General features: G+C 40.4%; 24 protein-coding genes and 1 riboswitch. Of the genes, 1 reads left to right on the forward strand and 23 read right to left on the reverse strand.

Annotated elements, in window-relative coordinates:
• Positions 1–38: 38 nt before the first annotated feature.
• From A5889_RS03285 to A5889_RS03390, 22 genes are all read right to left on the reverse strand, one after another.
• The gene (locus A5889_RS03285) at positions 39–596 is read right to left on the reverse strand and encodes a cob(I)yrinic acid a,c-diamide adenosyltransferase (RefSeq protein ID WP_087641485.1); all 558 of its coding nucleotides are present in this window, start codon (positions 594–596) and stop codon (positions 39–41) included.
• Positions 580–1038 (reverse strand): EutP/PduV family microcompartment system protein, encoded by a 459-nt coding sequence (locus A5889_RS03290; RefSeq protein ID WP_087641484.1) that lies wholly within the window; start codon positions 1036–1038, stop codon positions 580–582. The genes A5889_RS03285 and A5889_RS03290 overlap by 17 nt, the downstream gene beginning before the upstream one ends.
• 34 nt (positions 1039–1072) lie before the next feature.
• Positions 1073–1456: a DUF4430 domain-containing protein gene (locus A5889_RS03295; RefSeq protein ID WP_087641483.1), complete on the reverse strand. Its 384-nt coding sequence runs from the start codon at positions 1454–1456 to the stop codon at positions 1073–1075.
• Between the two features lie 23 nt (positions 1457–1479).
• Complete coding sequence (locus tag A5889_RS03300; RefSeq protein WP_087641482.1) at positions 1480–2166, reverse strand: ECF transporter S component; 687 nt, start codon at positions 2164–2166, stop codon at positions 1480–1482.
• Positions 2156–3832, reverse strand: coding sequence for an ABC transporter ATP-binding protein (locus A5889_RS03305; protein WP_087641481.1), 1677 nt, complete (start codon positions 3830–3832; stop codon positions 2156–2158). Before A5889_RS03305 ends, A5889_RS03300 begins: the two co-directional genes overlap by 11 nt.
• Positions 3805–4692, reverse strand: coding sequence for an energy-coupling factor transporter transmembrane component T (locus A5889_RS03310; RefSeq protein WP_087641480.1), 888 nt, complete (start codon positions 4690–4692; stop codon positions 3805–3807). The genes A5889_RS03305 and A5889_RS03310 overlap by 28 nt, the downstream gene beginning before the upstream one ends.
• Positions 4693–5112: 420 nt before the next feature.
• Positions 5113–5568 (reverse strand): AraC family ligand binding domain-containing protein, encoded by a 456-nt coding sequence (locus A5889_RS03315; RefSeq protein WP_087641479.1) that lies wholly within the window; start codon positions 5566–5568, stop codon positions 5113–5115.
• A complete protein-coding gene (gene eutH, locus A5889_RS03320) occupies positions 5561–6670 on the reverse strand; it encodes an ethanolamine utilization protein EutH (RefSeq protein WP_087641478.1) in 1110 nt (369 codons plus the stop codon). The genes A5889_RS03315 and eutH overlap by 8 nt, the downstream gene beginning before the upstream one ends.
• A gap of 21 nt (positions 6671–6691) precedes the next feature.
• Positions 6692–6955, reverse strand: a complete 264-nt coding sequence (locus A5889_RS03325; protein WP_087641477.1) for a EutN/CcmL family microcompartment protein — start codon at positions 6953–6955, stop codon at positions 6692–6694.
• Positions 6956–6964: 9 nt separating this feature from the next.
• Positions 6965–7585 carry a hypothetical protein gene (locus A5889_RS03330; RefSeq protein ID WP_087641476.1) on the reverse strand — a complete coding sequence of 207 codons (621 nt, stop codon included), beginning with the start codon at positions 7583–7585 and terminating at the stop codon, positions 6965–6967.
• A gap of 9 nt (positions 7586–7594) precedes the next feature.
• A complete protein-coding gene (gene eutD, locus A5889_RS03335) occupies positions 7595–8224 on the reverse strand; it encodes an ethanolamine utilization phosphate acetyltransferase EutD (RefSeq protein ID WP_087641475.1) in 630 nt (209 codons plus the stop codon).
• Between the two features lie 154 nt (positions 8225–8378).
• Positions 8379–8570: a BMC domain-containing protein gene (locus A5889_RS03340; RefSeq protein ID WP_217884293.1), complete on the reverse strand. Its 192-nt coding sequence runs from the start codon at positions 8568–8570 to the stop codon at positions 8379–8381.
• A gap of 82 nt (positions 8571–8652) precedes the next feature.
• Positions 8653–10104: an acetaldehyde dehydrogenase (acetylating) gene (locus A5889_RS03345; RefSeq protein WP_087641473.1), complete on the reverse strand. Its 1452-nt coding sequence runs from the start codon at positions 10102–10104 to the stop codon at positions 8653–8655.
• 12 nt (positions 10105–10116) lie between these two features.
• The gene (locus tag A5889_RS16475) at positions 10117–10530 is read right to left on the reverse strand and encodes a BMC domain-containing protein (RefSeq protein ID WP_087641472.1); all 414 of its coding nucleotides are present in this window, start codon (positions 10528–10530) and stop codon (positions 10117–10119) included.
• 16 nt (positions 10531–10546) lie between these two features.
• A complete protein-coding gene (gene eutL / locus A5889_RS03355; RefSeq protein WP_087641471.1) occupies positions 10547–11200 on the reverse strand; it encodes an ethanolamine utilization microcompartment protein EutL in 654 nt (217 codons plus the stop codon).
• Between the two features lie 15 nt (positions 11201–11215).
• Complete coding sequence (gene eutC, locus A5889_RS03360) at positions 11216–12121, reverse strand: ethanolamine ammonia-lyase subunit EutC (RefSeq protein ID WP_176372863.1); 906 nt, start codon at positions 12119–12121, stop codon at positions 11216–11218.
• 21 nt (positions 12122–12142) lie between these two features.
• Complete coding sequence (locus A5889_RS03365; protein ID WP_087641469.1) at positions 12143–13510, reverse strand: ethanolamine ammonia-lyase subunit EutB; 1368 nt, start codon at positions 13508–13510, stop codon at positions 12143–12145.
• Between the two features lie 47 nt (positions 13511–13557).
• Positions 13558–14985 (reverse strand): ethanolamine ammonia-lyase reactivating factor EutA, encoded by a 1428-nt coding sequence (eutA, locus tag A5889_RS03370; RefSeq protein WP_087641468.1) that lies wholly within the window; start codon positions 14983–14985, stop codon positions 13558–13560.
• 107 nt (positions 14986–15092) lie between these two features.
• Complete coding sequence (locus tag A5889_RS03375; RefSeq protein WP_087641467.1) at positions 15093–16511, reverse strand: sensor histidine kinase; 1419 nt, start codon at positions 16509–16511, stop codon at positions 15093–15095.
• A complete protein-coding gene (locus tag A5889_RS03380) occupies positions 16504–17076 on the reverse strand; it encodes an ANTAR domain-containing response regulator (RefSeq protein WP_087641466.1) in 573 nt (190 codons plus the stop codon). Before A5889_RS03380 ends, A5889_RS03375 begins: the two co-directional genes overlap by 8 nt.
• Before the next feature lie 19 nt (positions 17077–17095).
• Complete coding sequence (locus A5889_RS03385) at positions 17096–17440, reverse strand: BMC domain-containing protein (RefSeq protein WP_087641465.1); 345 nt, start codon at positions 17438–17440, stop codon at positions 17096–17098.
• Positions 17441–17520: 80 nt separating this feature from the next.
• A complete protein-coding gene (locus A5889_RS03390; RefSeq protein WP_087641464.1) occupies positions 17521–18654 on the reverse strand; it encodes a 1-propanol dehydrogenase PduQ in 1134 nt (377 codons plus the stop codon).
• Between the two features lie 217 nt (positions 18655–18871).
• Positions 18872–19014: riboswitch (adenosylcobalamin (AdoCbl) riboswitch) on the reverse strand.
• A 123-nt stretch (positions 19015–19137) separates the two neighbouring features.
• Between A5889_RS03390 and A5889_RS03395 the strand changes: the two genes are divergently transcribed.
• Positions 19138–20073, forward strand: a complete 936-nt coding sequence (locus A5889_RS03395) for a helix-turn-helix transcriptional regulator (RefSeq protein ID WP_087641463.1) — start codon at positions 19138–19140, stop codon at positions 20071–20073.
• A gap of 43 nt (positions 20074–20116) precedes the next feature.
• On the opposite strand, the gene dnaJ is transcribed toward A5889_RS03395, so the two are convergent.
• On the reverse strand, positions 20117–21277 hold the full coding sequence (gene dnaJ, locus A5889_RS03400; RefSeq protein WP_087641462.1) for a molecular chaperone DnaJ: 1161 nt from the start codon (positions 21275–21277) through the stop codon (positions 20117–20119).
• Positions 21278–21466: the final 189 nt, after the last annotated feature.

A 21466-nucleotide genomic window follows, 5' to 3' on the forward strand; every position in this document is an offset into this window, starting at 1 on the left:
AACCCTGACAACAGCTTGTCAGGGTTTGGACACTTTTTTTAAGAATGAAAAACTTGCGTATTGCGGCGATAACGAATATCTTCTCGTCCTTCACGGAAATTGATAAATCTTGCTACTGCATAAAAATAATCAGATAAACGGTTCAAAAAAATCAGTGCATCCAAATTGATTTCTTCTTGTTCCTGTACACGAACAACACAGCGTTCTGCTCGTCTGGCAACAGTTCGAGCCATATGCAATAAGCTTGCAACTGGACAGCCGCCTGGCAAAATAAATTCCGTAAGCGCTGGCGGTACTTCTGCATATTTATCGATTTTTTCTTCCAACCAAAGAGTAGAGGCTGGTTTTGTTCGATAGCCTTTTGCGCTAGTCGGCGTCGCCAAATCTGTTCCACAGTCGAATAGAATTTGCTGGATTTCTTCCAATTCTTTTTTTATTTCACGATATGTTTGCATTTGGCTGATCGTATAGCCGAGTAGTGAGTTCAACTCATCAATGGTTCCATAGGCCTCCACTCGATCAGAAGCTTTGCTTCTTGTTTCACCGCCAATGATTTTTGTTTGGCCTTTGTCACCTGTTTTAGTGTAAAGTTTCATTTATATCCCCTCCGTCTGACTCTAGATAAGCAAGCAATTCATCGATGCCCTGATCTTCAACAGCAGAGATCATAAAGATCTTTTTCGCACCAGCCAGCTCAAGCTGTCTTTTCGTTTGCTTCAAGTCTTCTTCAGTGGCTAAATCGATCTTGGTGATGATTCCGATACACGGCTTTGCAAAAGCTGAAGCAAATAGTGGTGAAAAGGTTTGTCTTTTTTCAACTGCACTAGCCATCAGTACAATTAGTTCGGCTTCCACAGCTGTGGTCAATAGCGCACTATAATAATTACGATGCTGAATAAATTCACCTGGTGTATCAATGATTTGATCATGAAATTCAATCGCCTGCGTTTTATTGTACGCCAATTCCTCTCCTTTAAGTTTTTGAGAAAGAGTCGTTTTCCCACACCCGACCGAACCAATAAAAATTGCTTTTTTCACCCTGATTTCCTCCTTGCTGCCTTTTTAAAACGTGCTATAACTTGTTCAAGCTCCAAGTGATCGTTTCACCATCTTTAGGAAAATACTCAACTGCTCCAACATCGGGCTGCTTACCATCCACATCGTATAACCAGTATTTGCTTGCTTTGGCATCTTGCTTATGTCCATCGATACCAACTATAAAATCTTTATCCATCTCAACTTTGAAATTTTTCTCCATCACCGTTTGTAATGATTCATTTTTATCAACTGCTACCTCTTTTTTAGCAAATTCTTTTTCATCTTCTATTAAAACGATCGTGATTTTTGCTGCTGCTTCTTTTGTTTCAGCCGTTTCTTTTTGTTCGTTGGTATTTCCACATGCACCTAATAAAACTAGTGCGACCATAACTAAAACTACTCTCATTACTTTTTTCATTTTAACATCCACCTTTGTCTTTATTATTTTATTTCGTATTTGATTAAAATACGTTGAAGCTTTTTCTGAATGACGCGAAATAGAACACAGGAAAAAAATACATTGGAAAAGCAATACGAAAGCGTATGCGGCAGCGCTGTGATAAAAAGCGCTGCATATCTTTGCCATGAGAAAAAACGATCGATCGAATAAACAGTCCAAATATCCATAAAAAAGGAGAAAAACAACCCCGCAAAGATACCATACACTGCTAAGAACCAATAACTCTTTTTTAGCAAACTGCTCATCCAGGGAAGTCCTGCAATACAGCCGATCAATCCCCACGATAGCATCTGAAACGGTGTCCACGGTCCTTGGCCAAACAACATATTGGATATGATCGCTGATAAAGACCCCACTAAAAAGCCAACCTCAGGACCTATGCAGATTCCTGAAATAATAATGATCGCAGTCATTGGTGTAACGGCTGGAATCATATAAAATAGAAATCTGCCGGACACTGCAAACGCAGTCAAGACTGCGATCAGCACTAATTCTTTAATATTCATCTGCTTTTTTTCATAGCGATAATAAATCGGTAGACAAGCCAGCAGCACTAAAAGCAAAGAAATTATTTGATATTGTGTGGAACGAAAAGTTGCAATACCTACTAGTAGAAAAACAAGTCCAAAAAGAAGCTTGATACCATTTTGTTTACCCTTAATGCTCATTTTTCTGTCTCCTTTTTTCTGTCTGACAAACGTTAATTACCTGGTCTGTCGTCACTAAATGTGTAAAGGTTTCACGAGAAATCCGACTGGCTGCTGTTGTATAAAATGCGTGATCACTAAAAAAGGTTTCCGGCTCGGCCGTTGTTAACACTTTATGCTGGAAGAACAATCCGCAACGATCAGATAGCTCTGCAGCAAAAGCTAGATCGTGCGTGACGACCAAAATCGTTTTTCCTTCATCCGCTAATTTTTTCAGTAATTGAATCAATTGTTTTTTTCCATAATTATCGATTCCTTTGGTTGGCTCATCCAAAAGCAGCACACTGGGATCTGTCAATAAGACTTTGCCTAAAGCAGCGCGTTGACATTCTCCACCACTCAAATCAAAAGGATGCTGTGAGAGTTTATCTGTAATGCCAAGTAAGGCTGACACAGCTTCGATCTTTTTTTGCTGCTCAGACTCATGATAATTTTTTCCTTGAAGATATTGTTGGTATTCTTCCAACACAGAATCTTTAATAAACAGCATTTCCGGACTTTGCGGCAAAAAGCCGATGTGCGCTCGTTGTTTTTTCAACGGCTGTTCAAATAGCGCTTGCTTCCCTTGATAGCAGTCATAAATTCCTGCAATCACCTTCAATAAGGTCGTTTTTCCTGTTCCGTTTGCCCCAACCAGCGAAAATATCTCCCCTTTGTTTAAGGTCAGATCGACACCTGCTAAAATATCGTCTCCATTTTTTTCATATCGGAACCAACAATTATTCAAGACAAGGCTAGGTGTTTTTGTCGGTTGTATGTTCGTTTGATCAGTTTCTTGTTTCTTTTCATGTGCAAAATGTCTTGCTAAAAAACGTTTTCCTTCAACCACTGTGATCGGAGCTTCATCTTCAATATCAAGAGCATGATAGATCTGCAGCGCGCTTGGCAAGCTCAAAATAAATTTGTCTAAATCTAATCGTTGATCTTTCACAGCAGTCGAAACTGCTTGCGGTTTTTCTACAAAGACCAATGCCCCACGTTCTAAAAGAACGACTTTATCAGCTAATGCAAAAACAGATTCCAAGCCATGCTCCGCTAAAATGATCGTCAAACCCATTTCCCGATTCAGACGGATCAAAATATCAATAAAATTTTGTGCTGCGATTGGATCAAGCTGTGTGGTTGGTTCATCTAAAATCAGTAGTTCGGGCTGCATCACTAAGACAGAGGCTAAGTTCAGCAGCTGTTTTTGGCCTCCGGATAGATCAGCCGTCTGCTCCTCCATCAATTCCTGAATCCCTAAAAAATTAGCCATCTCGGCAATCCTACTTTTGATTAGAATAGCTGAAAGCCCCATATTCTCCAATCCAAAAGCCAACTCATGCCAGACTGTATCAGTGACGATTTGATTTTCTGGATTTTGCATGACATATCCAATTTTACTGCTTGAAAACGTCTCTGAGAGTTCGTCAAACTCTTTTTCTTGTAAAACTATTTTTCCTGTTTTCGTTCCTGCTGGAGTCAATTGAGGCTTCAGCATTTTTAATAATGTTGTTTTACCGCTTCCGGAAGCACCGCACAGCAAAACAAACTCACCCTTGCTGATCGACAACGAAATATTCGTCAAACGCTTGTGTTCATCCCCAGCGTATTGAAAACTTAAATTTTCGATTTCAAGATAGTCCAAATGATCGCCTCCTTTAAACGGTTGAGTGTCGGTAGAAAAGCTAAAACTAAAATACCCAAATAACTTGCCCACTGCCTTTTGAATACCTCAAAAAAATTTTCTACATAAGGATAATAATCAAAGTGATAACGGTCAGCAAAAAATAGGTACATAAAGACCATTGTCGTAACACCTACTATCAGAAGAAAGAAAGAATCCTTTTTTTGCCACTCATACTGAACCCGGCTGCTTCTTTTCCCAATACCATACCCTCTAGCTTTCATTGAACTTGCTGTATCCATCGCGTTTTCCAACGACCATGAAAACAGATTTCCGAATAAGTCCAACCCATAGGAAACTTTTTGTTTAAACGAGCGATCTTGCGTTCTATGGACTGTTTTCTGTACTTGATTGAGTTCGTGATAATAACGCTGAAACAATGGAATGAAGCGAAAAACCATTGTCAAAATCAATGCTAATTTAGGAAAACGCTGTCCAAACAAATAATAGAACTGTTCCAAATCGATTTGAGATTGGAAATTTTGAAAGAGGTAGAGAACTCCAGCAATCATTAGACCCATGAAAAATCCATAGATGAATGCTTCTTTGGTCACTGGTCGACTTAAAAAGAAAAAGAGGATCGTTCCACCTCTATGTACAAATAATGGATTGGTGATCGTGATGATCAAAAGAAAGATCAATGGATACAAAACGGATCGCTTCTTTCGCCCATTTAGCTGCAGCAACTGAAAAGATAGACTACCTAAAAAACAAGCAGTGATGATCAGAGGGTTCGTTGTACTCATCAGGATCACTAATACTAAAATATAATAGGCTGTAATCACCAAAGGATGTCTACGTTCAAAAAAGAATTTATTCATCTATGTCTCCTTTCTTCGATCGTCGGTTTAAATGTTGAAGAAATGCAATAAAAAAACAGCCCTCACTTTTATAAAAGCGTGCTGTTTGAATTGACGATTATAACTGAATGTTATTCTGTCAGATAAGCAAACAACGTTTCACAAAAGAGTATCATCAAACACAGCCTGTCAATTGCTCAAAAAAACAATTCGTTTAGCGACTGATTGATCTGTTACTATTTGCTATATCTTCCTTGACATAATCATTCATAGTGGGTAAGAAACGTCGTTGTTGCTTACTTGTTCATTATATAAATTTTTCCTTCTAAAGTCAATACATCAACGTCTTTCTGCTTTTTCTTATCCACTATTTTTAACCAAAAAAATAGTTCAAAAAATTAGTCATTTCCCCAACTTTCCGAACCATTTCTATTTATTCGATTATTGTTTTTGCCAATCAGCTGGATAGGTCACATAAACAAAACGCGCTTTTCCAGTGACTGAAAATTGAATGGCGCTTCCTTTTGGAATCAGCAAAATTTCTCCTGGACCAGCTGAAACGGTTCTGCCGTCGATCCGCACATCCAATTGTCCTTCTATGATGTAATCAACCTCATCATACTCTAAAAGCCAGTCGAACGTTGTATCTTCCATGACCATTAGTCCACAACCTAAGCGTGGACTCTCTTTCAATGTCACTAAATCTTTACAGTAGACTTTGTGCTCAGGATTTCCTGTATCCAATCGATCCTCTTCTGATACATCTAATTGCGGCAGCTTAATGGATAAGATCCCGCTTGGATCGACCATTTTCGTTTGATCTTCGCTTTTTAATAATTGTTCTGTAAGCACTTCACGAACCAGCGTACGAATCATGTCTGCATCTAAATTATTCATGTATATCCACCTGCTTTGTTTCTCTTTTCAGCATTCGATTCGCCATAAAAACAGCGACCAGAACAGCTGTGATCCCGCCAACTAATTTTCCAACGATCATTGGAAAAATCATTTCTTTAGCGACTCCCGCAGTAAACCCTAAATGATCGCCCATTACGAAAGCAGCAGAAACAGCAAATGCTACGTTGATGATTTTCCCGCGAGGATCCATATCCTTCATCATTTGAAACATTGGAATACTGTTTGCAAGTGTTGCCACCATCCCAGCAGCAGCGACTTCGTTCATTCCTAAAAGCTTGCCCAATTTCATCAATGGCTTATTAAAGACTTTGGTGATCACAAAAACGAGACAGAAGGCGCCAGCTAACGTCAATGCGATGCCTCCAACTACCTCGATCCCCTCACTAACAGGTGCGATTCCATCAATTACAGTAATGCCGACTAATAATTGTAACGCTCCTAAGACTAAACCCGCGATCGCAACGATCACTACAAATTTACCGAAAATCGTAAAGCCTTTGATCATCGCATCTGGCTTCAACCATAAACCGATCATGATCAATACAGCTACTAATAAGATCGGCACTAGATTTTTTAGAATCATGATCACTGGAAAGCCTGCAATGATACCACCGACAAAACAACCGATCGGAATGGTGATCAATCCAGATAAAACACCTGTAGCTAGATATTGCTGATCCTCTTTTTCAATAATACCTAAAGCGACTGGGATCGTAAACACGATCGTTGGCCCCATCATCGCGCCTAAGATCGCACCGGCAAATAGACCTGCCTGAGGATCTTGTGCCAACTGCATCGCCAAAGGAAAGCCGCCCATATCGTTGGCTAATAGCGTTGTAGCAAACATGGCTGGATCAGCGCCTAAAGCTGTGTATAAAGGTACAACAACGGGTTTCAAAATGTTCGCTAAAACTGGTGCTAATGTAATGATCCCGACCATCGACAAGGCCAGAGAGCCCATTGCCATGATTCCTTCTTCAAACTGTTCCCCTAAACCAAACTTATTGCCCAAACACTTATCGACCGCTCCTAATACCATGAAAAAAGCGATAATATACATAATGATTTCATTGATACTCATTCACTTCACATCCTTTGCATCTTATTCATTCAGTTCAACCGAGTCGATGATCCCCACAATGACCGCATCTACTGGGATCGTTGGATCATCCAAGGACATTCTCGCAGCACTGCCAGTCGAAACCAATACAAGATCATCCAAACCAGCGCCAGTATTGTCTGCCGCTACAAGCGTTTGCCGCGGATTAGTATCCTCTGATGATTCCACAACTAAAAATTTTAATCCATTTAGTTTTTCCGCTTTTCTTGTTGCCCATAAACTTCCCTTCACTCGTCCGATGAACATATTGGTTCCTCATTTCTCATTAGTCCAGCTAATGTTGATTTTTTTCTCACGTATATACTCTGTTGCTTGATCAGTCAGTAAACACTGGTTGGAAAGGGAAAGCGTACTGCCAAAAGGAAGCTGCTGTTCCATGAGTTCCCTTGCTGTCAGAAATTTTTTTGTCTGTTGATTTTCATAAGGAGTGACATTGTTTCTGAAAGAGGGAGACACCATCGATTCTTTGATTGAAACAAAATCTCCGCCGTAACGGTATAATTCTGATTCAAAGCTTAAAATCCGTTCCTTTAATGCATATTTCCCTGATTCTAATAATGATAAGTATGAACGACCTTCTTTTAAAATAAGAAAACGCTGGCCAGCCTTGATAGCATCCACTACCGTTTCTTCCAACTCACTTTGAGGTCGAAACTGACAGATATTGACTAAATTTTCAAAAGACAATTCTGTTACGATGATCAGATCATCTCCGTTTTTTACTGAACTTCTAAAATAGTTTAGTTGTTCTTTTGAAAGTTGTGCCTGATTCGCACCTAGAAGGCACGTCGTTTGTAGCTGAACCTTTTCAGCTAATTTTTCGAGCACTTTTTCTGTTATTCGATCAACTAGATCATTAAATTCTTTTGTGTTCATTATTGATCCCTACTTTACGATAAATCCTCTGATCCCTTTTTTAAAAGAACAGGCATTTGCTTCGTCATAATCAATATGCATCGCAGTGACAAACTTATCACTTACACGTATAACGACATCATCAAAAATCAAGGAACGCTGTTCACTGACAACTTTGACTTTAACGATATCTCCTTGTGAAACATTCATTTTTGAGGCATCTTTTGCCGCTACATGAATATGCCGCTTCGCTACGATCAAGCCTTGTTCAAGTGATACGACCTTGTTTCCATTGATCAAAACAATCCCTGGTGTTCCTTCAATATCGCCACTTTCTCTAACTGGTACTTTGCCCCCAAGAGTCAATGCATCCGTCGCAGAAATCTCGACTTGGGAAGCCTTACGCGGCGGACCTAAAACAACTACGTTATGAAGTGCTCCCTTTGGACCTAAAATCGTCAATCGTTCTTTTGAAGCAAATTGTCCCGGTTGTGATAAGTAATTATTGATCGACAGCTGATAATCTTTGCCGAATAATTCATCGATATGTTCTTGAGACAAATGGATATGACGGCCACTAGCTTCAACCAAAAAACCACGCTCCTGATTGATTTTAGCAACGACTTGATCCACTAATGTATCTAGTAATTGTTCATTCATTATTTTTTCACCTCTGCTTAAAATGAGTATTAGTCAAATAATAGAAAGTTGAAAGGAAAGGGAAAGAATACACCGATGGTATAAAAGAGACCGATTCTTCTATTCTATAAGGTCGTTTTTTTCCCTTTTCCTTTCTCATTTCTGTTACATGAATTTATTTAACTGGAGGTAAAATAGCATCCACTTCTGTATGCGGACGTGGAATCACATGAACAGAAAGTAGATCCCCTACACGTTCAGCTGCCGCAGCACCTGCATCGACTGCTGCTTTGACCATTGCATCTGCTGCTTCGATTGCTCCAACTAATCCTTTTGTTTCGATCATTCCTAATGCATTTGCGTTCATAATATACTTCCTCCTAAAATGTTTTAATTATTTTTTTCGATAGGTATTCCTGATAAATCTATATACATAATATTAAAAAATATTATTGTAACTTGGCTAAAATCCGCTCTACTAATGTATCCACTAGCTGTTCTTCATTAAATCCTGATGACGATACCGGCTGTTCTCTTAAATCTTCAAGCTCACGGATACCATAAGCAATTCTACGAACATTGAATAAATTCGCTGGACTGATATTGTCTGAAGTCGAACTTCCACCAACAGCCCCGCAACCTAAGGTCAAAGCTGGAGCTAAATTAGTTGTCGCTCCAATCCCACCTAGAGCACCTGGTGTATTGACCAGCACTCGGGAAACGGGCTTTTTCAACCCAAATTGACGGATCACTTCATCATTTTGAGAATGGATCATCATCGTATGCCCGGCACCTTCATGGTACAAAATATCCATCGCCAATTCGCAGGCTTCTTCCCAATTTCCAACTGTATAAAAAGCTAGGATCGGTGCTAATTTTTCTCTGGAATAAGGAACCTTATGTCCAACTTTGGTTTCCTCAGCAATCAGGACACGTGCCTCTTTTGGTACAGATAGATGCGTTAATTCTGCGATTGCTTGAACTGATTTTCCGACGATTTGCGGATTCATACTACCATTAGGGCGCATGATGTATCGTTCTAATTGTGCGGACTCTTCTGGTGATAAGAAGTAGGCTCCTTGTTTTTTCAACTCAGCGATAACCTCTGCTTTGTTGCTTGTTTCAGCAATGATCGACTGCTCTGAAGCACAGATTGTTCCATTATCGAAGGTTTTTGAGTCCATGATTCGTTTGACCGCTAATGGAATATCTGCACTTTTTTCGATATACGCAGGACCATTGCCTGGACCAACGCCAATTGCAGGAGTGCCTGAAGAATAAGCTGCTTTGACCATTGCTGAACCACCAGTTGCAAGAATCAATGATGTATATTGGTGCTTCATCAATTCCGCTGTTCCTTGCATCGTTGGTTTGAGCATACAGCCGATCGCTCCTTTTGGACAACCTGCCTTTTCTGCTGCCTTAGAGATGATTTCAACAGTTGCTAAAATAGCTTGAAGCGCATTCGGATGAGGAGAAAAGACAATCGCATTCCCCGCTTTTATAGCGATCAAGGCTTTATAAATGACTGTTGAAGTTGGATTTGTTGAAGGGATCAAGCCGGCAACTACTCCAACTGGAACAGCGACATCAATGACTTTTTGCTCTTTATCTTCATTTAAAATGCCTACTGTTTTCATTTCCTTGATCGAATCCCAGACAAATTTTGATGCGAAGCTATTTTTTACGACTTTGTCCTGCCAAATGCCAAAGCCTGTTTCCTGATGCGCCATTTTAGCCAGTTTTTCTCTGGCTTCGTATGCTGATGCTGCAATCGCTTCACAAATTCGATCGATTTGTTCTTGACTCATTTTTGCTAAGCTTTCTTGCGCTGCTTTTGCCTCTGTCAGCAGATTTCTGACTTCCTGGATAGAAGCCAAGTCTTTATCAAGTGTTGTCATTTTTTAGGCTCCTTATTTTCTATCTTTTTTTGGATTTTTCTTTTTCGGTGCTGTTTTTTCCTTTTCAAATTTTTCATCTTGCTGAAGTTCAGCTGACTCTGCTTTAATTTCCTCTGTTTCAGTTACAGGTGCTGATTCTTCTGTCACCGTTGGTTTGTCCATTAAAAGTTCTTGTACTGCAATGTCCATTCTTGGAATCACATGACTCGCGCGTAGGCAACCCAGTTTTTCGGCAACGATTTTTCCAGCATCTACAGCAGCTGTGATTGCCGCAACATCTCCGATCAACTCCACGGTCGTGATTCCGCCTTTGATTTTCTCAGACTTTAATAAATGAACGTTGGCGGCCTTCAACGCAGCATCTGCTGCACTGACAGCACCTAAATAGCCAGTTACTTCGATCATACCTAAAGCTTCTAACTTCATTGATTTTCACTTCCTTTTAATACGTCGTCGGATTTTCAGCAACCATTGCTACCGCTTCTGCAAAAGCATCACATGCTGCTTTACACGCTGACTGACTGCCGCTTAATAATCCTCCGCCGAAATTGGTTTCAGATGGCGGACCGTAAAAAGCAGCAACTTCAACATCTGCTGCTTTTAAAGCTGCATCTAATCCATACATTGCTTCTAACGGCGGTGCAATCAAATAGGCCAACGCTGAACCTTCTGAGATACCTGCTTCTTTAGAAAGATGTGTTCCTGTTCTCGATACACAGTGGGCAAAATACGGAATGGAATCATCTTCATTTGCACTGTAAAAACTTGCCCCTGTTTCAATTTCCTGAACTGCTACGGCTAAACCACTTTTTACTTCTGCTGGACTTGGCCCCGCTAAAATCCCGATCACTTCACCAGCTAATTTCGTCGTCGCATTATCGGCGCCGCCGTAAAAACTCTTCGCATAGACCACATCTACTGCTGCAGCTTTAGTTGCTTCATCTAAAGCAACATAGGTTACATCGTCACAAGTTGATGTGATTAGCCCTAGACTACGATGATCTGGCCCTAGACCAAGAGCTTCAGCCATTGAAGGAGCGACATTTGAAATCACTTTGACACTCAGTACACTTGCACCTAAACGTTCATTTTTCATACGTTAATCCTCTCCTTATTCCACTTCTTTCAGGTCGATCCCTGATTTTTTATGTTCCAGCATTTTATGGATCAGCTCTGCAATATAGGCACCTGCTTCAACTGCCGGTGTACCGCCTTTATGAATATTTGAAATGACGGTTCTGCGGGCTTCCGGCATTCCCACCGTTGGTTTGTATGCGATATAGGCACTCATTGATTCAGCTGTGACTAGGCCAGGACGTTCGCCGATCAAATAACAAACGACCTCTGCTCCTGTCAATTCAGCAATTTGATCCATCGCCGGTACTCTAGCATGTTTGATAAAGACGACCGAATCGCTATCAAAATCCAAGTTGAACATTTTCAACCCCTGTTTGATCGAAGGTAAAATTTCTTTGATATTTGCTTCGATTGCAGCAGAGCTCAAACCATCACCGACGATGACTTGTACTTTTTGGTTTGGTTTGACATTTTCTTTGATTTTCTTCGTGTTCTCTTCATCAAATTGACGACCTAAGTCTGGGCGTGTAACATATTCGTCTTTATCCTGACATTTTGTCGCTGCTTCGATAAAATTCATTTCTTTGATCAAATCATCCGACACATAAGAAAATACGGCATCTTGTGCAGCAGCATGATCGGCGCGAAAGCGCAGCATCGATTGTGTTTTATAACGTGGACCGCTGCGCCATAAACCTAAACGGGCAGGTGTTTTTGCTTTCATTTTTAAATAACCGTCTCGATCGGCCGGATTCGGGATCAAGAATTGTTTGCGAATATCAACTTCGGTAATATCATCGATGACTCCTTCTTCGATTTGAGATTCAGCTTTTGAGTGAATCGGTTCTGCTACACGTTCTTTTGGTTCTGCGATCGTATTTGTTTCCGTCATTTCTTCCAAAATAGATACGATCAGCGATTTGATTTCATTGTTATCCACCATTTATTCTGTTCACTCCCTTTATTTTTTTAAGAATACAGAAGCATCGCCAGCTAGATCAGTTAATTGACCATTTGCCATGAAGCCCATTTTTTCCATCCATTGTTCAAACTCTTTGATCGGACGTTTATTCAGCATCGAACGAATCGTTGCTGTTTCATGAAACCCAGTAGTTTGATAGTTCAGCATCACGTCGTCTCCATGAGGGATCCCCATCACAAAGTTCACGCCGGCTGTCCCTAGTAACGTCAATAAATTTTCCGCATCATTTTGGTCCGCTTTCATATGATTGGTATAGCAAACATCACAGCCCATTGAAATGCCGGAAAGTTTCCCCATAAAGTGATCTTCTAATCCTGCTCTGATGACCTGTTTTGAATCGTATAAATACTCCGGCCCAATAAAGCCAACTACCGTATTGACCATAAAAGGATCAAACCGTTTAGCAAATCCATAGCAACGCGCTTCCATCGTTACTTGATCGACACCGTAATGTGCATCTGATGAAAGTTCCGAACCTTGTCCTGTTTCAAAATACATCACGTTAGGACCTGCCACTTGTCCTTGCTGTAAAGCTAGATGTTTTGCTTCAGCGATATCGCCTGCATTAAAACCAAATGCTGTGTTTCCTTTTTCAGAACCAGCAATCGATTGAAATACTAGACCAGTTGGTGCTCCTTGACGCATCGCTTCCATTTGTGTTTTAACATGTGCCAAGACACAGGTCTGCGTTGGGATTTCCCACTCGCTTCTAAATTCTTCAAATTTGTGTAAAATCCGCTTCACACTTTCAGTCGAATCATCTACCGGATTAAGACCGATCACAGCATCTCCGATTCCATAAGATAAGCCTTCCATCACACTGGCCATGATGCCGTCCACATCATCAGTCGGATGATTTGGCTGCAGACGAACAGAGAAACGTCCAGCTTCACCGATCGTTGTATTCGCTGTTTTGATGATGTTGATCTTCTGTGCAGCATAAATCAAATCTAAGTTAGACATCAATTTAGCAACTGCCGCAACCATCTCAGAGGTCAGACCTCTAGCGACTTGTTTAATGTCATAATCAGTTGTTTTAAAATCTAAAAGCCACTCACGCAATTCTTCTACTGTCCAATGCTTGATGCGGTCATACGCTCTTTGATTGACGTCATCGATGATGATTCGTGTCACTTCATCTTCTTCATAAGGCACCGCAGGATGATTGAATAGATCCTCCATCGTCAGCTGAGCTAAAACCACCTTAGCTGCCACCCGCTGTTCTGAAGACTCCGCTGCAACTCCTGCCAGACGATCCCCTGATTTTTCTTCATTTGCTTTGGCCATCACGTCCATCACAGAATTAAACTGATAGACTTTGCCAAATAATTTTGTTTTTAAGATCATAAAAATATTGCCTCCTTTATCACATTTATAATTAGAAAACTTATGCCTTACTCAAACACCAATGTTTTCACTACCACAGGTAAAATACTTCCCTGAATGACTGGCATCCCAATATCGATGTAGTCACTATTTTCCACTTGAATGCCGTCAAGACAAACAAACGGATACTCTTTTGGCAAATAATTGTATAATGCTTGCCCCAACGATTTTGCGTTATCCTCTTCTACGATCACGATCAGTGGAAACCCCTGCGTCAGCTGATTTTTAAATCCTTCCACAATCGTCTTTGCAGTCGTCGTGATTTGTGCAAAGGTTGGATTTTTTTTACCCAATAAGCCTAAGGCCACTGCTTGCTGCTCATTATTGACGGCAAACCAGTCCAACTTTTCTTGAATGACCGAAGCAAGTGCTTCTTCATTTAATTGTTCATCGCTTTGAGACAGTTTTAAGACGGGTAAATTTTTGATCGGCAATACCTTGACATCGTAAGTGATCGTACTGCCGCTAACTTTAGTTGTATGTGATCCTGCTCCGACAACTGTTGCTCGAATAGTTTCAACCGAAGCGATCACTTGCTTTTCTTTGAAAAGGCGAGAATTCGCTAGTGCTTTTCCTAACAACACGCCAATATCCCCATATTCAAACAAATTTTTGTCTTTTGAATCAAGACAATCGGCGACACCGCCTGAAAATGATACACAGCGAATCGGTTGATTTAGCTTCAAGCCTTTATTCGTGATCAATAACTGGTAGTACGGATTTTGATCGCCAATTCCTACACTATTTTCCAAGACGGAAACCAATATTTGGATGATTGGATCTAACAGCTCTGCTGATGCAGTCATGCCTTCTTCGATCGCCCATTGCTCTTTTTGAATGATCTCCTTCAGTTTTGGTGCAATATACTCAATTTGTTTGGTCTGCGGTGATATCCGAATCAGCCGTCCGCCAATATCAAAACAGGCTGTATCCAATAGTTCGTCATCATTAAAAAGGACCAAATTCGTTGTACCGCCACCGATATCGAGATTTACTACACTTGTATGATATTCTTTGGAATAGCTTTGGGCACCCGCACCTTTGCCTGCGATAATACTTTCAAGGTCAGGACCTGCTGTCGCGACCACAAAGTCACCAGCATATCCGCTCATCGCCTGCAATACAGAATTAGCATTCTCCTTGCGGGCAGTCTCCCCTGTAATGATCACTGCACCGATTTGAATCTCACTTTTTTTGATCCCTGATCGTTTGTACTGTGTATCTAAAAACTGCTTGATTCTCTCAACATCGATTATCCGTTGCTCCTTTAGCGGCGTAAAAATGATTTCGCTGCGAAAGATGACTTCTTTTTTTGTTATTTCAACTCTAGGAATCGTAAACGCCGAAGCCATATTATTCATCGTCAATTTTGAGATGACCATTTGTGTGGTGGATGTTCCTAGATCGATCCCTACACTCAACATCGATTCTGCCATTCGTTTTTCTTCCTCCTTTCTAAGAAAAAAAGCGCTCAAAAAAACTTTGAAAGTTTTTTTGAGCGCCTTTGCTCGATTTAGACGAACAGCATTGTTCGTCTGTGTGATTATTTTTTGAAATAAAAAGCGGTTTTTGTTCCCTTTGAATCGGATTGAACGTCTAATTTGCCTCTTAGTTTTTCTCTGACATAACTAGTGACGATTTGCAATCCGAGATTATTTTGTTTGATATCATCTTTTGGATAGCCGACACCATTATCTTCGATCGAAATGTAAACATAGCCTTCTTTTTGTGACACGTCAACGTTGATCTGTCCTTGTTTGCGGCCATTGAAGGCATGATCATAACAATTTTGGATGAGTTCATTGACAACAAGAGCAATCGTGACAACCACATCACTGCTCAAAATCAGTTCTTCATCGATAGTTGCTTCGATCGTAATGTGATACAAGTCTTCATAACAGCGATGCATGTTTTCGATCACAGAATCAAGGACCGCTTTTAATGAAATATCGTCTTCTAGTTGTTCTGATAGTAGTTCATGCGTGCGGGCAATGGCCATGATCCGGTAAACACTTTCTGTGAGTACTTTTTTTGCTTCATCAGTGGAACAGCGTCTCGCTTGGATACTTAAGATCGATACCACACTTTGCAGATTGTTTTTGACGCGATGATGGATTTCTTTGATCACGACAGCTTTATCACTGATCTCTGCTTCTTTTTTTCTGACCTCTGTCACCTCGTGAATGATCACGATCACTGTACCTTCGACCTCATCAAAAATGTATTTCATTTCAAAATACAAGTTACCAAATTTGATTTCTTTTTCCATCGAACCAGCACCGCCATTACGAGAGCGCAGATAGTTCAGCTGTTCAAAGGTCGACATATCCAAGGATAAATTATCATAATGCATTCCTAAAATATCATCAAGATAGCCAAAACCATGATAATAGGACTCCGCCGCGCGATTCATTTGTACCAGATAGCCAGTCGCGTTAAAGATCAAAATACCTTCATCAATATTGTCTGTGACAAATTCTTTTGAGGTGATCGAAATTGGATGGCTACGATTTTGTTCGATACCATTTTGAGCAACAAGAAAATGTTTCATTTTTTCATCGACTGAATCTTCTACGATCACAACGCCAATATTTTTTTTCTGATTGCGAATCGGATACACCCGCTGACGAACCATGACATCTTCTTGCGAACGAGCTAAAAGTCCGACTGTATTTAACGAAGTTTCAAAGGTACGATAAACAGCCGCTTCATTTTTGCGCTTTGCTTTTTGTCCGACGATGTCTTTTGAATACAGTGACTTTTTCGCAAGCGGCGGACGTTGGAAAACAACAATAGCATCTCCAGTCAATCCATTCATCACATCAATAAACACATCATTATCCGGATATAATTTTCTTGCTAAAATTTGTTCTGCCTGACTGATCAGCTCATCGATATCTTCGTGCGAAAGCACCGTGTACTCCTCACACAATGAGCGGAGTCTTTTCATTTCATCATTCATCAGCAACCACAAACATTTCGGCAATTTCTGCGATCGGGCAGCGTTTGTTCATACTAAGATCTCTTAATAGCTGATACGCTGAATCCTCTGAAAGATTTTGTTCTTCCATGATGATTCCCTTGGCTTTTTCAATCAATTTTCGTTCGGACAATTTTTTAGTCAACTTTTCAAGTGACACTTCATATTCTCTCGTTTTTGTTCCATTAGCGATGGCCACTTCAACCATCGGCGTCAATGATTTTTCCATGATCGGTTTCACAAGATACCCACTGACACCATATTTTTTGGCTTTCTCAATGTTTTCTTTATCACTGTATGCGGTCAAAAGAATCACTGCTTTGGCATACCTCTCAGCTAATATTTTCTTACTTGCCTTCAAACCGTCTAAAAGCGGCATACTGATATCCATGATCACTAAGTCGGGGTGCTGTTGTTTACACATTTCGATCGCTTCGATCCCATCTGCTGCTTCTCCTACGACAGTGTAGTTTTCCGCTTCCAACATTCCCCGGATATCCATTCTTGTAATAGGTTCATCGTCGACAATGACAATTCTTCCGTTCATAATGGTTCATCCTTTTCTCTTATGTTTTTGTTATATGTGTTTCATTAAACCCTAAAATATTCCCTAATCCCGCTAAGACTTCTGCTAAGGCGGATTCTACTGAGGCGATGTCTCCGGTGATCACAACTGAACCACTGAAACGGTCGATAAAGCCAATTTTGATAGCTCCTGCTTTTGTTGCAATATCCACTGCAATGATCGCAGCTTCACTTGGCGTGATCGTTAAAATACCGATCGCATTTGTTTCAACATCCACCAGTCCTAATTTTTCATAGATCTCCGGATTTGGATTAGCGATAATATGAGCCAGTGTGATTTGTTTGCCTGGTACATACTCTTGAATCATACGTTGTTTTTCAGCCATGATCTTTCCCTCTTTTTCTCAGCTCATTAACACTATCATGGTTCTTTTTTTTGGACAACCCCATTTTATAAATAAGCTGCTTATTTGATCTTTTCCAAAATCTGCAAAATATCGGCTTTCGTTGGAACCTTTGGATTCGTTGCTGTACAGCCATCTTTTAAAGCACTCTTAGCAATTTCTTCTTTAAACTGTTGGAAATGTTGATCAGAAACACCAGCTTCTTTTAGCGTATTTGGCATTGCTAGTTGCTGTTTCAAACGCTTGATCGCTCGTACCAATTGTTTGACACCCGCTCTGCCAGTCGATTTTTCATGACCTAAAAGAGTTGCAAGATATGCATATCTTTCTGCTGTTCGTTGATCATAGTCTTTAGAAACCGTACCGCAGCCAGCATTAAACTGAATAACTTCTTCTAACAGTAAGGAATTCAAACGACCATGAGCGACATGCAGTTTAGCGCCTGCAGCATGGGCAATACCATGATTGATTCCAAGTGAAGTCAGATTGAATGCCATTCCAGCCATGCAAGAGGCATAATGCATTTGCTCACGTGCATGGATATCGTCTCCATTTTGATAACATTGCACTAAATTCTCGAAGACTAAAACGACAACTTTCTCACATAAGGCATCTGAAAATACAGTTGCTTTTGTGGATACATATGCTTCAAGTGCATGCGTCAAAACATCCATCCCAGTATCAGAAGTTATATTTCTGGGTGCACTAATGACCAGCTCAGAAGCTAGATAAGCTTCGTTTGGTTGAATTTCAGATGTTACTAGGGGATACTTCGTTCCTTTTTCCTGATTCGTAATGACTGAAAAATTAGTCACTTCCGAACCAGTCCCGCTTGTAGTCGGGATCACGATAAATGGTAGCTCAGATACTTTCTCAAGCTTTTGACTAAAAAATTTCATTGCTTTGGCTGCGTCGATCGGCGAGCCGCCACCTACTGCGATCAAAAGTGTTGGGGCAAATTCTGTTAAAGAGTCGATCCCCAAAATAACATTTTCGATCGGCGGATCAGGGATCACATTACTGAAAATTTTTAGCTGATTACTCGGCTGAAAATGCTTTGTGATCTGTTCGATCTTATTTGATTGAACCATAAAAGGATCTGTAACAATGAAAATTCGTTGATTCTTATAAGTGCTTAGTCCCTTTAAAACATCGGCTCCAATATGTAGCGTAGTGGGAAAAGTAATAGTTTCCAATGGTCTGCTCCTTTCATTTCTTCAAAAAAAGCCGCAAAAAAGACAAGGACATCTTTTTCACGGCTTCATTGCTCGTTAAAAACACTACTTCGTGTTTTTTATTCAATTTAGTTTTTTGGACACAAAAAATAGGCTTCAACCGTTGCGGTGTACTTCGTCGTACATCTCTCACATTTTTGTGTGTTCTTTCGTAGCTGTATGCTAAAAAGAACGCTCCATGTGCCCTATTGTCTTGCCTCGAAACAATAGTACGGGGTATTGAAACAGAAAGACCTGACTTATAGCATAGCTGCTCATTACAGTGGCGGGACCGTATTGGAATCTAACCAAACTTCCATCTAAATCAATACATATTCAATTTCTACACTTGTATGATAGCACACTCAAAAAAAAGAAACAAGTTTTTTTCTAGTAATTTTTTTTCCTAAAAGGATAGCTTTTTCGTTATAATAGAGATATCTCAACTAGAAAGCAGTGAAGTTAGTGAAAACAGAACGTTTACTCGGAATCATCATGATTCTTTTAGATAGAAAACAAATCAGCGCAACAAAGCTGGCTGAACTATTCGAAGTCTCTGTCCGGACTATTTACCGCGATATCAACTCTCTAAGCGAAGCTGGTGTCCCTGTTACTGCTTTACCGGGTGTAAATGGCGGCATTCAGATCATGGACAACTACAAGATCGATAAGCATTTTTTTACTTCAACTGATATTACCTCTTTATTGATCGCTTTAGAAAGTTTGTCCAGTAATGTTTCAGCGGTTCAAGCAAATCAAACGGCTGAAAAAATCAAAACCCTTGTACCTGACCATCTTTCAGAAGAAATCAAGTTAAAGTCCCATCAAATCTCTATCGATTTAACACCTTGGACAAGCAATCAACCACTACAGCCTTTTTTAGAGACCATTAAATCAGGGATGGAACGGCATCAATTATTGCGTTTTGACTATTCAGATAATCAAGGCATGAAAACCACAAGGACAGTCGAACCTTATCGTCTCGTCTTAAAAGAGATCAGCTGGTACCTACAAGCTTTTTGCTTGGAAAGAAACGATTTTCGAACCTTTAAGCTCTCTCGAATCAGCCATCTAGATTTACTAGAAAAGGCGTTCACTCCTCGAGAATTCCAGCCTAAACCTTTAGGAAAAGAACCGTTTTATGGTAAAAAATGGACGACCATTACTTTGAAAGTGACTTATAAAGTAAAGGAGCAACTAGTAGATAAATTCGGACAGCTAGATTTCATTGAAACACCAGAAGTTGATAAAATAATTGTCGAATTTCCCTTTATGGAAGATGACTTTGGTTATCATTTATTGATGGGATTTGGCAATCAATGTGAATGTCTGGGTCCTGATCATGTTCGCGATGAACTAAAGCGCCGGTTTGAAGAACTACTTCATATTTATCAGAATTAAAAAAATCCCAGCTCATATGATTACCGTATGAGCTGAGATTCTTTTATTTTTTCTTTTTACCGCCAAAAGCATCTTTCATTTTATCAAAGAAACCCTCGTCTTGTTGTTCTTCTACTGTTTGACCGCCTGCTTTTGCAAACGTCCGCAATGCTTCTTTTTGTTCTTCGTTCAAGTTTTTCGGCGTGATGATCTTCACTTTGACATGTTGGTCACCATTGGCACCACCACGTAAACGCGGCGCACCTTTTCCTCTTAAACGGAAGTTGGTCTCAGTTTGTGTACCTGCTGGGATTTTTAATTTAACATCGCCATGAACTGTTGGTACTTTCACTTCATCCCCAAGCGCTGCCTGTACAAAGCTTAATGGCAAATCATAATAGATCTCAGACCCTTCACGATCGAAGATATTGCTATCTTCCACACTGAAGACCACATATAGATCACCGTATGGTCCACCGTTCATGCCTGCTTCCCCTTGATTAGCTAATCGCATTTGTTGTCCGTCTTCTACACCTGCTGGTACATTGACTTTGACTTTATGCGCTTTTTTCTCATGCCCTGTACCATGACAAGTTGGACATGGGTCCTTGATTTCTTTTCCTGTACCACGGCAGACATCACAGGTTTGACGACTCATCACGCGGCCAAGTGGTGTTTGACGTTCAACATTGATCGAACCTGAACCATGACATTTGTGACACGTTTCTGGATGTGTCCCCGGTTTGGCACCATTACCGCCGCAGGTACTACAGTTATCTTCACGATTGTATTTGATTTCTTTTTCGACACCAAAAATCGCTTCTTCAAATTTAAGTGTGACAGTGTATTGAAGATCAGCACCTTGTCTTGGCGCAGTTGGGTCCACAGTTCGTGAGCCGCCGCCAAAGAAGGAATCAAAAATATCCTCGAACCCACCGAAACCGCTGCTGCTGAATCCGCCGCCACCAAAGCCGCCGAAACCACCGCCACCGCCATAATTAGGATCTGTTCCCGCATGACCGTATTGATCATAGGCTGCTTTTTTCTGTGGATCACTTAAGATTTCATAAGCCTCAGAAACTTCCTTGAACTTTTCTTCAGCATCTGCTTCTTTGTTGATATCTGGGTGATATTGTTTCGAAAGCTTACGATATGCTTTTTTTATTTCATCATCTGAAGCACCTTTAGACAGACCCAGTACTTCATAATAATCTCTTTTAGCCATTAGTTCCCCTCCAACTATTATTCCATCTATAAAAGAACCGACATCTGTTTATTTCGATAAAAACATCGTTGTAATCATACCACAAATTAGGTAAAAGCAAAATAGCTTCCCTAAATTTGTACGCCTTTTCCCTTATAAATAAAGATAGGCAAAGACCAAAGCGATGACTTTGGTCCTTGCCAGCTTGTT

Origin of the sequence: Enterococcus sp. 9D6_DIV0238 (assembly GCF_002174455.2) — a bacterium.
Classification (GTDB): domain Bacteria; phylum Bacillota; class Bacilli; order Lactobacillales; family Enterococcaceae; genus Enterococcus_L; species Enterococcus_L dunnyi.